This is a genomic window from Streptomyces sp. NPDC014676 (assembly GCF_043084105.1).
Classification (GTDB): Bacteria; Actinomycetota; Actinomycetes; order Streptomycetales; family Streptomycetaceae; genus Streptomyces.
This window is the reverse complement of record NZ_JBIBZI010000001.1, coordinates 596,943-611,997: the sequence shown is the minus strand read 5'-3', so window position 1 is coordinate 611,997 and position 15,055 is coordinate 596,943. Positions and strand designations below refer to the sequence as shown.

Sequence of the window (15,055 nt, the reverse complement as noted above, 5' to 3'; positions counted from 1 at the left end):
GCGCGTCCCGGGCCGGTCCGGGGACGCGCGCGTCCCCGGATCAGTCCGTGCCCGCCGTCTCCGTCAGCTTCTTCAGCTGGGCGGTGATCACCTCGTCCGGAGCCTCGCCCGCGTTCTTGTGCGCGACCAGGCTCTTCCAGCCGAAGACGGCGACGTGGGGGCCGCTGCGCACCACCCGGTACCAGTGCGCCGTGCCGGACAACTCCCGCTTGTAGGCGAGTGCCTCGTCGCCCGGGCCGGGGTCGGGGTCGGCGAGGGCGGTGACGGTCGGGTTCAGGCCGGTGTCGTCCTCGTAGCCGGCGGGGCAGTTCTTCGCCGCCTCGCGGACACGGGTGAGGAGTTCCTCGGCGTCGGCCGCCTTGTCGTAGGCGTACAGCGTGATCTCGGTGGCCTGGATGTCCGTCTTCGGGTGGACGGAGCGGGCCGCCGCCGCGGCCGGCGCCGGTTCGGGGGAGCGCAGGCGGATGTCCTCGATGGGCTGGCAGGCCGCCGGGTCGGCCGGTTTCCCCTTGCTGCCGAGGACGGTGCCCTGCTTGAAGACGGTGAAGGTGTAGTCGGGCAGGTCCGCCTCGGCGACCGCCGCGCTCTCCAGACCGGCCGCGTCCAGCGGGCCGCCGCCCGCCTTCCCCGCCGCGGTCCCCTTCCCGGAGTCCTCGGCCGCGGCACCGCTCCCGCCGTCCCGGGACCCCTCGTCGCCGCCCCCGCAACCGGCCAGCAGGGCCACCGCCGCCAGCATCACCACGGCCGCCGGAACCCGCCGCAGTCCGTCCGCTCTCGTGCTCACTCCTCAGACACCTGCGCCCCGGTACGTCGGTACCGAGGTCGCATCTGGGAAGACGGTGACAGAACACAGCGGATGCGGCGTCAGTAAAAATACGTAGAACCCCTGCGCACACGGTGCGTCGCAGGGCCGAGCCGTTCCGTCGCGGCAGCCGCGCGGCGCGGGGTGCCGTCAGTCCAGGTAGCCGCGCAGCTGGTCGGCGAAGGCGTGGTCGCGGAGCTTGTTCAGCGTCTTGGACTCGATCTGACGTATGCGCTCGCGCGTCACGCCGAAGATACGGCCGATCTCCTCCAGCGTGCGGGGCCGCCCGTCGACCAGGCCGTACCGGAGCTGCACGACCTTCCGCTCCCGCTCCCCCAACGTCGACAGCACCGCCTCCAGATGCTCCCGCAACAGCAGGAACGCCGCCGACTCCACCGGGCTCGCCGCATCGCCGTCCTCGATGAGGTCACCGAGCGCCACGTCCTCCTCCTCGCCCACCGGCGCGTGCAGGGAGACCGGCTCCTGCGCGAGCCGCAACACCTCCCCCACCCGCTCGGCCGGCAGGTCCAGGTGCGCGGCGACCTCGCCCGGCGTCGGCTCGTACCCGCGCTCCTGCAGCATCCGCCGCTGCACCCGCACCACCCGGTTGATGAGCTCCACCACGTGCACGGGGACGCGAATGGTCCGGGCCTGGTCGGCCAGCGCACGTGACATGGCCTGGCGGATCCACCACGTGGCGTACGTGGAGAACTTGTACCCCCGCGCGTAGTCGAACTTCTCCACCGCCCGGATCAGCCCGAGGTTCCCCTCCTGGACCAGGTCGAGCATGGTCAGCCCCCGGCCCACGTACCGCTTGGCGACGGACACGACGAGCCGCAGGTTCGCCTCGATCAGCCGCCGCTTGGCCATCCGGCCCATGACGACGAGCCGGTCCAGGTCGACGGCGAGCCGGCTGTCCAGATCGGGGGCCAGCCGCAGTTTCTCCTCGGCGAACAGCCCCGCCTCGACACGGCGGGCGAGTTCGACCTCCTCGGCGGCGGTCAGCAACGGGATGCGGCCGATCTCGCGCAGATACTGGCGGAACAGGTCCGAGGAGGGGCTGCCGGTCTCGGCACGGACGGGCGCGACCGGCTCCTCGAAGGACGGGGCCGGCTCCTCGACGGACGGGGCCGGCTCGGGCGGGGTCTCGGGGTGGTGCGCGGCGCGGCTCTGCGCGGGCATGGCGGCGAGAACGCCGGCGCCGGGCTGGGTGAGGGTCTGGGTCTGCACGGGGGCGACCTCCAGGATGATCGCTGCCGGGGGTGGGGCAGCGGTACTTCGGGGACGGAGTCGGCGGCCTCGCCGCTGTCCGTCCCGTACGCGATGAGCGGACCCGCGGATGTCCGGGACCCGTCGGTGACGGATCGGCCGCGCTCCGAGGACTCAGGCACCGGGACCAGTGTGGGGTACGACACATCGTCCCCACGAGGGGCGTGCGGTGACTTTTTGCGTCCGGCCGGTGACCGGCCGCTTATCCGGCCCGGCCCCCGGCCGTCCTCACAGCGCGGCCGCGCCGTGCTCCCGCAGGGCCTGGTCGTACTGCTGGAGGACCCACAACTCGTTCTGCACGGCGGCCAGTTCACCCGGGTCGCCGTGGTTGCTGAGGCGGGTGAGGCGACTGGTGATGTCGCGGATGCGGCGCTCGACCGCGCGGCGGCGGACGGTGACGAGCTGGGCGCCCGCGTAGGTCTCGTCGACCCCCTTGACGCCCCGGTGCAGCATGATCGCCTCGACGGCGAGTTCGGTGACCATGGCGCGGACGGTGTCGTCGGGGGCGGCCTCGCGGACCCGGATCAGGTACTCCTGCGGGTCCTGGACGCCGTGCTCCGCGCCGCCCGCCTCCATGATCGCCTGGCGTACGGCCGCGTAGGGCGGGGCGGTGAACTCGTCGACGCCGTACGCGTCGAAGGCCGGGGAGACCAGCTCCGGGCGCTGGAGGGCGAGCTTGAGCAGTTCGCGTTCGGTGGCGAAGACCGGGTTGCGGAGGTTGAGGGCGGGGCCGCGCGGGGCGGCCTGGGCGGGGGCGTACTGCTGGGAGCCGGCGCCGCCCCCGCGCTGCTGCCGGTCGGGGGCGGGGCCCTTGCCGCCGCGGTCGCGGGCCCAGCGGGCGAGCTGGGCGACCCGCTTGACGACGAACTGGGTGTCGAGGATGCCGAGCATCCCGGCGAGCTGGACGGCGACCTCGTGCTGGGCGCCGCTGTTCTTGATCCGGGCGACGATCGGCGCGGCCTCGTCGAGGGCGGCGGCGCGGCCGGCCGGGGTGTCCAGGTCGTAGCGGACCACGATCTGGCGGAGGGCGAACTCGAAGAGCGGGGTGCGGGGTTCGGCCAGGTCGGCGACGGCCTCGTCGCCCTTGGCGAGGCGCAGGTCGCAGGGGTCCATGCCGTCGGGGGCGATGGCGATGTAGGTCTCGGCGGCGAACTTCTGGTCGTCCTCGAAGGCGCGCAGGGCCGCCTTCTGGCCGGCCGCGTCACCGTCGAAGGTGAAGATCACGCGTGCGCTGCCGTTGTCCATGAGGAGGCGGCGCAGGATCTTGATGTGGTCGCCGCCGAAGGCGGTGCCGCAGGTGGCGATGGCGGTCGTCACCCCGGCGAGGTGGCAGGCCATGACGTCGGTGTAGCCCTCGACGACGACCGCGCGGGAGGACTTCGCGATGTCCTTCTTCGCCAGGTCGATGCCGTAGAGGACCTGGGACTTCTTGTAGATCGCCGTGTCGGGCGTGTTGAGGTACTTCGGGCCGGTGTCCGCCTCGTAGAGCTTGCGGGCGCCGAAGCCGACGACCTCCCCGCCGATGTCGCGGATGGGCCACATCAGCCGGCCGCGGAAGCGGTCGATGGGGCCGCGGCGGCCCTCCTGGGAGAGGCCGGAGAGGATGAGTTCCTTGTCGCTGAAGCCCTTGCCGCGCAGGAAGCGGGTGAGGTGGTCCCAGCCCTGCGGGCTGTAGCCGACGCCGAAGTGGACGGCGGCGGCCTGGTCGAAGCCGCGGTCGGCGAGGAAGGCGCGGCCGGTGTCCGCCTCGGGGGAGGTCGCGAGCTGTTCCGCGTACCACTCGGCGGCGATCTTGTGGGCCTCGACCAGGCGGATGCGCTCACCGCGCTGGTGGCTGGGGTTGTACCCGCCCTCCTCGTAGCGCAGGGTGATGCCGGCCTGCCCGGCGAGGCGCTCGACCGCCTCCGAGAAGGAGAGGTGGTCGACCTTCATCACGAACGTGATGGTGTCGCCGCCCTCCTGGCAGCCGAAGCAGTGGAAGAGTCCCTTGCTCGGGCTGACCTGGAAGGACGGCGACTTCTCGTCGTGGAACGGGCAGAGTCCCTTGAGGTTCCCGCCGCCCGCGTTGCGCAGCTGGAGGTACTCGGAGACGACGGCGTCGATCGGGACCGCGTCCCGAACCGCCTTCACGTCCTCGTCATTGATCCGTCCTGCCACGCGTGAATTCTACGGGGCGGGCCTGACAGCACGGGGACGCGAACGCACCCCTCGGGGGCGCGGGGCTGTGACATGTGCGGCACCGCCGCGCGGGCACGACCGGCCCGACGGCGCCGCACGCGCGATGCGGCGGAATCCGGCGGACGCCTAGGCGAGAAGGCTCTCCAGCGGCACATGCGGATCCGCCAGCGCCTCCGTGTCCACCCGCGCGCCGGACCGGATCAGCCCCTGGATCGGCTCCGTGACATCCCACACATTCACATTCATCCCCGCCAGCACGCGCCCCTCCCGGACCCAGAACGCGATGAACTCCCGCTTCCCCGCGTCCCCACGGATCACCACCTGGTCGTACGACCCCGGCGGCGCCCACCCGGAGTACTCCATCCCCAGGTCGTACTGGTCGGTGAAGAAGTAGGGAACGCGATCGTAGATCTCCTCCCGGCCCAGCATGGAGCGTGCGGCCGCCGGCCCGCCGTTCAGCGCGTTGGCCCAGTGCTCCACCCGCAGCCGCGTACCGAAGAGGCCGTGCGGGAAGGACGCGACGTCACCGGCGGCGTAGATGTCCGGGTCGGAGGTACGCAGCCGTTCGTCGACGAGGACGCCGCCACCGTCCGCGCGGTCGGCGAGTTCCAGTCCCGCCGCCTCCGCGAGGGACGTGCGGGGGGCCGCGCCGATCGCCGCGAGGACGGCGTGCGCGGGGTGCTCCTCGCCGTCGTCGGTGCGGGCCGCGAGGACCATGCCGTCCTGGCCGGTGATCCCGGTGAGCGTGGCACCGAAGTGGAAGCGGACGCCGTGCTCGCGGTGCAGCTCGGCGAAGAGCTGGCCGAGCTCGGGCCCGAGGACCGAGTGCAGCGGGGTCTCGCCGCGGTGGACGACGGTGACCTCCGCGCCGTACTCGCGGGCCGCCGCCGCGATCTCCAGACCGATCCAGCCGGCGCCGGCGATCACCAGATGGCCGTTGTCGCGGCCGAGGGAGGCCAGGACACCCTTGAGACGTTCGGCGTGGGCGAGACGGCGCAGATGGTGGACGCCGACGAGGCCGGTGCCGGGGATGTCCAGGCGGCGGGGTTCGGCGCCGGTGGCGAGCAGCAGTTTGTCGTAGCGGACGACGGTGCCGTCCTCGCCGAAGCGGACGGTCCGCGCGGTCCGGTCGACGGCGTCGACGGTCTGGCCGAGGTGCAGCTCGACGTCGTGGCGCGCGTACCAGGCGGGCTCGTGGACGAAGACGCTGTCGCGTTCGTCCTTGCCGAGGAGGTAGCCCTTGGACAGGGGCGGACGCTCGTAGGGGTGGTCGCGTTCGTCGCAGATCAGTATCACGCGGCCGGTGAAGCCCTCTGATCTCAGCGTCTCGGCCGCCTTCGCGCCGGCCAGGCCGCCTCCGACGATGACGAATGTCTGATCCGCGTCGACCACGTCGTTGCCTCCTCGTAAGGGTGTCGCCACCTGCGAGCGTCCCGCACGCAGGGTGTTGCCGGAAGGGGGAGTGACCCGATCAGGCCATACCGCTCATCTCTGCCCTGTGAGACGGGCGTGAAGCGAGCGGGCCGAGGCGTCGGTGAGCGACGCGATCTGGTCGACGATCACGCGCTTGCGGGCGCGGTCGTCCGGGGCCCGCTCGAACAGGGTGCGGAACTGGGGGTCCAGGCCGTCGGGGGCGCGGGAGGTGAGTGCCCCGGCCAGTTCGAGGACGACGATCCGCTGGTCGGCGCGGAGCAGTTCCTGTTCGGCACGCTGCATGACGTACCGGTCGGCGACCGCCTTGAGGACCGCGCACTCCATGCGGGTGCTGCGCGGTACGACGAGTTCGGCGCCGTATCTGGTGAGGTGCCCGGTGCCGAAGGCCTGCCGGGTGGCGCCCTCGGCGGCGAGGCAGAAGCGGCCGATGAGCTGGCTGGTGGCGTCCTTGAGGCGGGCCTGGGCGACCGCGGTGCCGTCGTAGCCGTGCGGCCACCACTCCTGGTCGAGGAGGCGGTCGAGGGCCTCCGCGAGTTCGGCCGGGTCGGTGCCGGCGGGGACGTACCGGCCGGCGGCGACGGCGAAGACGGCTTCCCGTTCCAGGTCGGAGTGGAGGCAGTTCGGGTCGATGTGGCCGGCGTGCAGGCCGTCCTCCACGTCGTGCACCGAGTAGGCGACGTCGTCGGCCCAGTCCATGACCTGGGCCTCGAAGCAGACGCGGGTGCCGGGGGCGCCCTCGCGGACCCAGTCGAAGACGGGGCGGTCGTCCTCGTAGACCCCGAACTTCGGGGAGGCCGGGTCGGTGGGGTGGGCGCCGCGGGGCCACGGGTACTTGGTGGCGGCGTCGAGGGCGGCGCGGGTGAGGTTGAGGCCGACGGAGCCTTCGGGGGTGAAGCGTTTGGGCTCGATGCGGGTGAGGAGGCGGAGCGACTGGGCGTTGCCCTCGAAGCCGCCGCAGTCCTCGGCGAACTCGTTCAGCGCCTGTTCGCCGTTGTGGCCGAAGGGCGGGTGCCCGAGGTCGTGGGAGAGGCAGGCGGCCTCGACGAGGTCGGGGTCGCAGCCGAGGGCGGCACCGAGTTCACGGCCGACCTGGGCGCATTCGAGGGAGTGGGTGAGGCGGGTGCGGGGGCTGGCGTCCCAGACCTGGCTGTGCTCGCCGGGGGTGACGACCTGCGTCTTTCCGGCGAGGCGGCGGAGGGCGGCGGAGTGCAGGACGCGGGCGCGGTCGCGTTGGAAGGCGGTTCGGCCGGGGCGTTTGTCGGGCTCGGGGGCCCAGCGGGCGACGGACGTCGGGTCGTATGCGGGGGGTGGTGCGGTGCCTTCCATGTTCCGAACAGTAAGGGGAGGGTGCGACAGCCGGGGGGGGTTCTCGCCCTCCGGGGGCCGCGTCCGCACCCTCGCGCCGTAGAGCGGTCACCGACTGGGCGAAGCAGCGTGGGCTCCGCATGTCGGCACAGCCGGCTCAGGCGGTGCGGTTGCCCTGGTCGTCGCAGGGCAGTTCGTCGGCCTCGCTGTGGACGAGGAAGTCGCGGGTGGCCTGCTTCTCGACATCGGCGATCGCGGTCGGCTCCACCTTGACGATGCCGTAGAAGGGGCTGTCGACATTCTGGATGATGCACAAGGCCGTGGTCAGCAGCGCGGTGACCACCACCAGCGCGATCACCTGGCCGCGGTTGTTCCTGCGGGGCAGGCACATGGCGAGGCCGATCACCGTGATGACCAACGTGGCGAGCAGGAACCAGAAGATGGCGTCCGGGATGCTGGGGGTGGCCTGGGTCAGCCGCTCTTCACGCTCGTCGGAGCGTTTGTTGTCGGCGGCGACCAGCATGCCGAAGGCCGGCTCGCCCTCCAGAGCGCGGAAGGTCTGGCGCAAGTCCGTCGACCACACGCTGGGAGCCGCCGACTTGTTGCCGTCGGCCATGGCCGGCCACTCCTGGGTACGCACGGCACGGGCGTAGCAGACGGCGTCGGCCTGGATGCGCGCCTGCTGGGCTTGCGGAGCGTACTCGGCGATCTCGACGAGCTGGTCCACCGCGCGGGCTTCGCCGCGGGCGGCGACCTCGGCCTTGCCGTAGGAACCGCTGGCGGTGACCAGGACGAACGCGAGGAGCAGAACGGTCAGCGTCAGCAGGGGCCCGACGAGGTCCTTGACGGCCATGCCGGTGTCTTCGTCCTCGTTGAACAGTTTCGGCCGCAGAAACCGGTTCGCGGCGAGGCCCGCCAGCAGAGCCAGGACGGCGACGACGATGACGACGACCACCACAGGGAAGACACCTCCGGCACGGCCAGGAACCTCTTCCGCTCCGACGGGGTGCCGATCATGGCTCGGCGCATGAGGAGGCGGGAAGAGGAGAAACGTTCGGTCACCCCCGCACGGAGGACACCCGTTGGGCCGTGCGGCCGATCCCCTCAGAAGGCCGACGCGAGTTCCAGGGGCGGGGTGGACGGAGTCCGCAGAGCCTGGTCGTAGCGGTGGAGGAGGAGGTGGGCCATCGCGGGGTGGGTGCCGAGGGGGGCGGAGACGATGCCCGGCGCCGCTGCCGCGCACTCCGTGGCGAAGCGGCCGGGGGCCGTGAAGCAGGAGGCCACGGCCACGCGGTGGCGGCCCCGGGCGGCCAGGGCGCGGACGGCGTCGGGGACGGTGGGGGCTGCGGCGGAGGCGTAGGCGGGGATCACGGGGACACCGAGGCGGTCGGCGAGCAGGCGCGCGGTGCGGTTCGTGTCGGTCCTCGACTCGGGGTCGCGGGAGCCGGCGGCGGCGAGTACGACCCCGCTCGCGCGGCGGGTCGCCTCGTCGGCCGGGGTGCGCCAGCCGGCCTCGGTGAGGCGGGCGTGCAGGGCGTCCACGAGCAGGGGGTGCGGGCCGAGCGGCGCGGCCACGCGCGCGTGCAGCCGTGCCCCGGCGGCCATCTCGGGGATGTCCCGCTTGACGTGGTAGCCCCGGCTGAGCAGCAGCGGTACGAGGACGGCGGCCCCGGTGCCGTGCGCGTCCAGCTCGGCGAGGGTGTCGGGGAGCAGGGGCGCGTTCAGCTCGATGTGCCCCAGGCGCACGGGCAGGCCCGGCCGCAGTGCGCGGACACGGTCCAGGAGCCGCCGTACGGTGCTCAGCGCACGCGGGTCGCGGCTGCCGTGGGCCACGACGACGAGGGCGGGCCGGGTGTCGTGGTCGTTCATGGGGTACGCCGTCATGCACCGATCGTGGACGCGGCACGTTGCCTTCCCGTTGCGCGGGTGTGACGGGCGTTTTCCAGCGGTTCACCATGCGGACGGCCGTGGGCGTGAGGCGGTTCGACCTGCCGCTTCATCCCGAGGCGTGAAGCCGGTCACAGAGTGTGATGTGAACCGGAAAGCTCGGCGGAGCGTCTCTCCCGGTCGAGGACCGACCGGGGAGGACCCGTCCGATGCGCCGTTTCAGCGTCCGCCGCCCGCGTCTGCCGCGTACCCGTACGGGGTGGCGGCGGCTGGTGCAAGGGGTGGTGGCGGTGTGCGTGCTGGCGCTGCTGCCGGCGGCCTGGCTGCGCGTGACGACGGACGACCGGCTGCGGACCACCGCCGACGTGCCGCGCACCGATGTCGCCGTGGTCTTCGGCGCGGGTCTGTGGGACGGGGAGCCCTCGCCGTATCTCGCGCACCGGCTGGACGCGGCGGCGGAGCTGTACCGCGCGGGGCGGATCGAGGTGGTCCTGGTCACCGGCGACAACAGCCGCGAGGAGTACGACGAGCCGGACGCGATGCGCGCCTACCTGACGCGGCACGGTGTGCCCGACGCCCGGATCGTCAGCGACTACGCGGGCTTCGACACCTGGGACTCCTGCGTCCGCGCGAGGAAGATCTTCGGCGTGGACCGCGCGGTGCTGATCAGCCAGGGCTTCCACATCCGCCGCGCGGTGGCCCTGTGCGAGACGGCCGGCATCACCTCGTACGGCGTCGGCGTGGACGACCGCCACGACGTCACCTGGTACTACGGGGGCGTCCGGGAGATCCTCGCGGCGGGGAAGGCGGCCCTGGACGTCATCTTCCGCCCGGACCCGCACTTCCTCGGGCCGAGGGAGCCGGGGGTGGAGCGGGCGCTGGCCGGCGTCCGCGGCCCGGGAACGCCGGACTGACGGACCGTGCATACTCCAGTATGCTCCCGTTCATGGCGGACACGACCCGGATCACGGTGACGCTCCCGACGGAGCAGGTCGCCGAACTGAAGAAGCTCACCGACAACGTCTCCGGCTACGTCGCCGAAGCGGTGGCGCGTCAGCTGCGGCACCAGTTGCTCGGGGCCGATCTGCTGCACCACCAGGAGGAGCACGGAGCCTTCACCGAGAAGGAACTGGCGGAGGCCCGCTCCCGGATCTTCGGAAACACCGATGCCGATGGGTCGGCGAGCGCGGCGTGAGCGGGCACGTCGAGACCGTCGTCCTGGACTCCGGGGGTCTTTCCGCCTGGATCGCCCAGGATCGCAAGGTCGCCGCGATGTTCCAGGTGTTCCATGCGGCGGGTGCCGATTTCGTCGTCGGGGCCAACACCATCGTGGAAGTGAGTCACGCGCGGGTGAACACGGCCCGGCTGCGGTGGGCACTGTCCCGTGTCAGGGTCGAACCGGTGACCGAGCGGGCGGCGAAGGCGGCGGCAGAGCTGCTCAAGGCCGCCGGCCTGCACGGGCACAAGTACGCGATCGACGCGACGGTGGCCGAGATGGCACTGCGCCAGCCGGGCCCGGTGGTCATACTGACGTCCGACATCGACGACATGTCCCGGCTGTGCGGTGACCGCATCCGGCTCGTCGGCGTCTGAGCGGGGATCCCGTCGGCGCCTCACCGCGCCCCCCGGCCGGCGGGGAGGCCGCCGTACCCGGGGTGTAACAACGGCCGGCGCGGTGCGTAACACCGGGGACGCAGCCTGGTCGTATGCGAGACACCGTGACGCCCACGCACTGCCCCTACTGCGCCCTGCAGTGCGGGATGAATCTGACGCCGGCCCCCGACGGGGGAGCCGTCGAGGTGAGCGAGCGCGCGGACTTCCCGGTGAACCGGGGGGCGCTGTGCGGCAAAGGACGTACGGCGCCCGCCGTGCTGTCGTCGAGCGTGCGGCTGACCTCGCCGCTGGTGCGGTCCGAGGGGGGCGCGCTGGTGCCGGCCTCCTGGGAGGAGGCGCTGGCCCGGGTCGCCGAGGGGCTCGGGCGGACGCGCGCGGAGTACGGGGCGGACGCGGTCGGGGTGTTCGGCGGGGGCGGGCTGACCAACGAGAAGGCTTACAGCCTGGGGAAGTTCGCGCGGGTGGTGCTGGGGACCTCCCAGATCGACTACAACGGGCGGTTCTGCATGTCGTCGGCCGCGGCGGCGGGCGGCAGGGCGTTCGGCCTCGACCGCGGACTGCCGTTCCCGCTGGAGGACATCCCGCGGACCGGCTGCGTGATCCTGGTCGGGTCGAACCCGGCGGAGACCATGCCGCCGTCGCTGCGGTACTTCACCGAGCTGAGGGAGAACGGCGGCACGCTGATCGTCGTCGACCCGCGCCGCACGAAGACCGCCGAGCAGGCCGACCTGCACCTGGCACCGCGTCCCGGCACCGATCTCGCCCTGGCGCTGGGCCTGCTGCACCTGATCGTCGCCGAGGGGCGCACCGACGAGGCGTACATCCGGGAGCGCACCGCCGGCTGGGAGGAGACCCGGGCCGCCGCGATGGCGCACTGGCCGGAGTACGTGGAGCGCATCACCGGCGTGTCCGTCCCCGAACTGCGGGAGGCCGTACGGCTGTTCTGCGAGCCGGAGGCCGCGATGGTGCTCACCGCGCGCGGGCCCGAGCAGCAGTCCAAGGGCACGGACACGGTGGGCGCGTGGATCAACCTGTGCCTGGCGACGGGGCGGGCGGGCCGGCCGCTGTCCGGGTACGGGTGCCTGACCGGGCAGGGCAACGGGCAGGGCGGGCGCGAACACGGCCAGAAGGCCGACCAGTTGCCCGGCTACCGCAAGCTGACGGATCCGGCGGCGCGGGCGCACGTCGCCGAGGTGTGGGGCGTGGACCCCGACTCGCTGCCGGGGCCGGGACGCAGCGCGTACGAACTGCTCGACGCGCTCGGTACGGACATCCGCTCGCTGCTGCTGATGGGTTCCAACCCGGTGGTGTCGGCACCGCGCGCCGCGCACATCGAGGAGCGGATCCGCTCGCTGGACTTCCTGGCGGTGTGCGACGTGGTGCTGTCGGAGACGGCCGCGCTCGCCGATGTCGTCCTGCCGGTGACGCAGTGGGCGGAGGAGACGGGGACGACGACGAACCTGGAGGGCAGGGTGCTGCTGCGGCGGCAGGCGATCACCCCGCCGGAGGGTGTCCGCAGCGACCTGGAGGTCATGCACGAGCTGGCGGCGCGGCTGGGCGGGGAAGGGAACCCGGAGAAGAAGTTCCCGACCGATCCCGAGGAGGTCTTCGAGGAGCTGCGCCGGGCGAGCGCGGGCGGACCCGCGGACTACTCCGGGATCACCTACCGGAGGCTGGCGGAGGAGAACGGCGTGTTCTGGCCGTGCCCGGCGTCGGCGGACGGCCCGCTGGACGCGGGCGGGACCGAGACCGGCACCGGCACCGGCACCGATTCTCGCCGTAGCGGTACTACCGGACACGCTCCGCGGGGCGCCGCCGAGCCCGACGGCCCGCTCGACACCGCCGGCGGTGCTCCCGCCCCCGGCGTCCACCCCGGCACCCCGCGCCTCTTCCTCGACCGGTTCGCCACCGAGGACGGGCGGGCGCGGTTCGCGCCGGTGTCACACCGGGCGGTCGCCGAGGAGCCCGACGACGAGTACCCCGTGCTGCTGACCACCGGGCGGGTCGTGGCGCAGTACCAGTCCGGTGCCCAGACCCGGCGCGTCGACGAGCTGAACGCCGCCGCGCCCGGCCCGTTCGTGGAGCTGCACCCCCGGCTCGCGGAGCGGCTCGGCGCGGCCGAGGGCGACCCGGTGGCCGTGGTGTCCCGGCGGGGGCGGGCGGTGGCGCCGGCCAGGATCACGGCCGCGATCCGGCCGGACACGGTGTTCATGCCGTTCCACTGGGCCGGTGAGGGCCGCGCCAACACCCTCACCAACCCCGCGCTCGACCCGACCTCCCGGATGCCCGAGTTCAAGGCGTGCGCGGTACGGCTGGAGACGGTGGAGGCCGGTCGTGGAGGTCGCGGGCGCGCGGGGTGAGACCGGTCGTGGAGGTCGCGGGCGCGCGGGGTGAGAATCGTCGCGCAAGGTTCCGCCGACCGTCCGCGCAGGTGAACGTGATCCTCCCCTTCTTCGTCTACGGCACCCTCCGTCCCGGCGGGACCAACCACGACCTCTTCCTGCGCGGCCGCACCCTGCGCGAGGAACCCGGCCGGCTCCGGGGCGCGGTGCTGTACGAGGGGCCCGGCTACCCGTACGCCGTCGAGGAGCCGGGCTCCGTGGTGAGCGGGGAGCTGGTGACCGTGCCGCCGGAGGCCTACGCGGGGCTGCTCACCGAGCTGGACCGGCTGGAGGAGTACGTACCGGGCGATCCGCGCAGTCTCTACGAGCGGGTGGCGCGGGACGTCGTCCGGACCGGTGACGGCACGGCGGTGCGGGCCTGGGTGTACGTCGCCGCGCCCGCCGTCGCCGCCCGGCTGCGGGAGCGGGGGAAGATCGTCGAGAGCGGGGAGTGGCGGGGATGACGGCCGGGCACTCCCCCGCCGGATCCGGGCACGCCCCCGGCCCACCTGGAACAACCCCGGATGACGAGGGCCCACGTCACGCCGGTGCGCGCTCCCGCCGCGCCCGCCTCCCCGCGGGCGGTCCTCGCGGACGCGCCGGTCACCCGTTCACCCCCGTGTGCCGCACCCTTCGGACGCTTCCCCGCGACCGGATCCACGCAACACCGCTGACCTGCTGAAACGCGACAAAGGGCGGCGGCCGTCCGGGTGTGCCCGACACCCGTTCAGCCCGCCTTCTGACGCCCCCTCAAGAAGCGGTACCGCCCCGGTGGCACTTACCTCGGAGGGGCAGGGACGCGTGCGACGGCGGCACATGTGGGGTGTCGCGGGCCGTGGCCCCTCCGTGAGTCCGAGGGAGCATCGATGCGACGTACCGCCCGGCCGCTGACCGGCATGACCGGCACCGTGCTCGCCGTGGCCGCCGCGGGGCTGCTCGCCGCGCCCGCGTACGCCGGGGAGACCTCCGGCACGTCGACGGGGAGCCTGGAGGTGTACCCGTCCTCGGTCGCGCCGGGGTCGCACGTCACGGTGAACACCGCGGCGTGCGGTGACGGCGGGACGGCGGCGGGCGACTCCACCGCCGTGGGCGCCGGCCGGTTCACGCTGGCGCCGAGCGCGCACGAACAGGACGTGATCGGACAGTTCCAGGTGCCGCCGAGCGCGCAGCCGGGGACGTACGAGATCGTCGCGACGTGCGACGGGAGCGACCGGCGGGTGGCCGGTGACCTGGTGGTCACGCTGACGCCCGACGCGCGGCAGGTGGTTCCCCGGGGGAGTGTGAAGACGGGGGTCGGGGGCGCGCTGGGCCCCGACCCCGTGCAGACCGCGGCCGGTGTGACGGCTCTCGCCGTCGCCGCCGCGGGCGGTACCTGGCTCCTGCATCGCCGGGCGAGAGGCGATGACATCTGACGGGCATCCTCCGCCGCCCGTCCCCGCCGGTACCGCACGTCCCCTCCCCTCCGGGTCCGACGCCCCTCGCGGCCCGGAGGGGGCACGGGGACCGATTCGAGACGAGGTCAGTCCGTCATGCGCCGCAGGTTCCGCCGGACCGGGGGTCCGGGCAACGCAGCGATAGCCGCCGTCACGGTGTGCGCCCTGTGTGCGGGGATGTGGCTGCTGCACGGCGGGATCAGGACGCAGGCGCCGCCGCAGCCGTCCGCCGCCCAGGCGCACACGGGGAACGACGACCGCGGCGCGGACCGGACCTCGGCGCCCGCCCTGCCGCCCTCCCCGCCCGACCGCATCCGCATCCCCGCGATCGGGGTGGACGCGCCCCTGACGGGCCTCGGCCTGACGAAGGCCGGCAGTCTCGACGCCCCGCCTCCCGACCGGAAGAACCTGGCCGGCTGGTACGAGGCCGGCACCACCCCCGGGGAGACGGGTACCGCGATCGTCGCGGGCCACGTCGACAACGCCGAGGGCCCCGCCGTCTTCTACTCCCTCGGCGCCCTGCGCAAGGGCGGCACCATCGAGGTGGACCGCCGCGACGGCGGCGTCGCCGTGTTCACGGTGGACGCCGTCGAGGTGTACGACACCCGGGACTTCCCCGACGGGAAGGTGTACGGCGCGGCCCCCCGCCCCGAGCTGCGGGTCATCACCTGCGGCGGGGGCTACTCCCGGACCACCGGCTATCAGGGCAACGTCGTCGTGTACGCCCACCTGACCGGCCGCCGCTGAGCCGG

Annotated in this window: 14 protein-coding genes; 7 read left to right on the top strand and 7 right to left on the bottom strand. The window is 73.3% G+C overall.

The window, feature by feature from the left end:
• Positions 1 to 40 precede the first annotated feature (40 nt).
• The 7 genes from ACF1DX_RS02770 to ACF1DX_RS02740 all read right to left on the bottom strand — a co-directional run bounded on the left by ACF1DX_RS02770 (position 41) and on the right by ACF1DX_RS02740 (position 8,872).
• On the bottom strand, positions 41 to 784 hold the full coding sequence (locus tag ACF1DX_RS02770; protein WP_391789432.1) for a hypothetical protein: 744 nt from the start codon (positions 782 to 784) through the stop codon (positions 41 to 43).
• 168 nt (positions 785 to 952) lie between these two features.
• On the bottom strand, positions 953 to 2,143 hold the full coding sequence (locus tag ACF1DX_RS02765; protein WP_391789728.1) for an RNA polymerase sigma factor: 1,191 nt from the start codon (positions 2,141 to 2,143) through the stop codon (positions 953 to 955).
• 156 nt (positions 2,144 to 2,299) lie between these two features.
• Positions 2,300 to 4,228: a DNA primase gene (gene dnaG / locus ACF1DX_RS02760; protein ID WP_391789431.1), complete on the bottom strand. Its 1,929-nt coding sequence runs from the start codon at positions 4,226 to 4,228 to the stop codon at positions 2,300 to 2,302.
• Positions 4,229 to 4,375: 147 nt separating this feature from the next.
• The gene (locus tag ACF1DX_RS02755) at positions 4,376 to 5,641 is read right to left on the bottom strand and encodes an NAD(P)/FAD-dependent oxidoreductase (RefSeq protein WP_391789430.1); all 1,266 of its coding nucleotides are present in this window, start codon (positions 5,639 to 5,641) and stop codon (positions 4,376 to 4,378) included.
• Positions 5,642 to 5,734: 93 nt separating this feature from the next.
• Positions 5,735 to 7,009, bottom strand: coding sequence for a deoxyguanosinetriphosphate triphosphohydrolase (locus ACF1DX_RS02750; protein WP_391789429.1), 1,275 nt, complete (start codon positions 7,007 to 7,009; stop codon positions 5,735 to 5,737).
• Between the two features lie 136 nt (positions 7,010 to 7,145).
• Positions 7,146 to 7,946: a hypothetical protein gene (locus tag ACF1DX_RS02745; RefSeq protein ID WP_391789428.1), complete on the bottom strand. Its 801-nt coding sequence runs from the start codon at positions 7,944 to 7,946 to the stop codon at positions 7,146 to 7,148.
• Positions 7,947 to 8,092: 146 nt separating this feature from the next.
• Positions 8,093 to 8,872 carry a sirohydrochlorin chelatase gene (locus tag ACF1DX_RS02740; RefSeq protein ID WP_391789427.1) on the bottom strand — a complete coding sequence of 260 codons (780 nt, stop codon included), beginning with the start codon at positions 8,870 to 8,872 and terminating at the stop codon, positions 8,093 to 8,095.
• A gap of 212 nt (positions 8,873 to 9,084) precedes the next feature.
• Here ACF1DX_RS02740 and ACF1DX_RS02735 point away from each other — a divergent pair, with 212 nt between their 5' ends.
• The 7 genes from ACF1DX_RS02735 to ACF1DX_RS02705 all read left to right on the top strand — a co-directional run bounded on the left by ACF1DX_RS02735 (position 9,085) and on the right by ACF1DX_RS02705 (position 15,050).
• The gene (locus ACF1DX_RS02735) at positions 9,085 to 9,789 is read left to right on the top strand and encodes a vancomycin high temperature exclusion protein (protein WP_391789426.1); all 705 of its coding nucleotides are present in this window, start codon (positions 9,085 to 9,087) and stop codon (positions 9,787 to 9,789) included.
• Between the two features lie 32 nt (positions 9,790 to 9,821).
• Complete coding sequence (locus ACF1DX_RS02730) at positions 9,822 to 10,070, top strand: hypothetical protein (RefSeq protein ID WP_391789425.1); 249 nt, start codon at positions 9,822 to 9,824, stop codon at positions 10,068 to 10,070.
• Positions 10,067 to 10,468, top strand: a complete 402-nt coding sequence (locus ACF1DX_RS02725; RefSeq protein ID WP_391789424.1) for a DNA-binding protein — start codon at positions 10,067 to 10,069, stop codon at positions 10,466 to 10,468. The genes ACF1DX_RS02730 and ACF1DX_RS02725 overlap by 4 nt, the downstream gene beginning before the upstream one ends.
• 113 nt (positions 10,469 to 10,581) lie before the next feature.
• Positions 10,582 to 12,849, top strand: coding sequence for a molybdopterin oxidoreductase family protein (locus tag ACF1DX_RS02720; RefSeq protein ID WP_391789423.1), 2,268 nt, complete (start codon positions 10,582 to 10,584; stop codon positions 12,847 to 12,849).
• A gap of 77 nt (positions 12,850 to 12,926) precedes the next feature.
• Complete coding sequence (locus tag ACF1DX_RS02715) at positions 12,927 to 13,334, top strand: gamma-glutamylcyclotransferase family protein (protein WP_391789727.1); 408 nt, start codon at positions 12,927 to 12,929, stop codon at positions 13,332 to 13,334.
• Between the two features lie 402 nt (positions 13,335 to 13,736).
• Complete coding sequence (locus ACF1DX_RS02710; protein ID WP_391789422.1) at positions 13,737 to 14,282, top strand: hypothetical protein; 546 nt, start codon at positions 13,737 to 13,739, stop codon at positions 14,280 to 14,282.
• 117 nt (positions 14,283 to 14,399) lie between these two features.
• Positions 14,400 to 15,050 (top strand): class F sortase, encoded by a 651-nt coding sequence (locus ACF1DX_RS02705; protein ID WP_391789421.1) that lies wholly within the window; start codon positions 14,400 to 14,402, stop codon positions 15,048 to 15,050.
• Positions 15,051 to 15,055 lie beyond the last annotated feature (5 nt).

Excerpts from the sequence above, each read along its gene's own strand:
- ACF1DX_RS02740 (WP_391789427.1), bottom strand. The coding sequence starts at position 8,872 with ATGACGGCGTACCCCATGAACGACCACGACACCCGGCCCGCCCTCGTC.
- ACF1DX_RS02750 (WP_391789429.1), bottom strand. The coding sequence starts at position 7,009 with ATGGAAGGCACCGCACCACCCCCCGCATACGACCCGACGTCCGTCGCC.
- ACF1DX_RS02720 (WP_391789423.1), top strand. The coding sequence starts at position 10,582 with ATGCGAGACACCGTGACGCCCACGCACTGCCCCTACTGCGCCCTGCAG.
- ACF1DX_RS02735 (WP_391789426.1), top strand. The coding sequence starts at position 9,085 with ATGCGCCGTTTCAGCGTCCGCCGCCCGCGTCTGCCGCGTACCCGTACG.
- ACF1DX_RS02730 (WP_391789425.1), top strand. The coding sequence starts at position 9,822 with ATGGCGGACACGACCCGGATCACGGTGACGCTCCCGACGGAGCAGGTC.
- ACF1DX_RS02710 (WP_391789422.1), top strand. The coding sequence starts at position 13,737 with ATGCGACGTACCGCCCGGCCGCTGACCGGCATGACCGGCACCGTGCTC.
- ACF1DX_RS02705 (WP_391789421.1), top strand. The coding sequence starts at position 14,400 with ATGCGCCGCAGGTTCCGCCGGACCGGGGGTCCGGGCAACGCAGCGATA.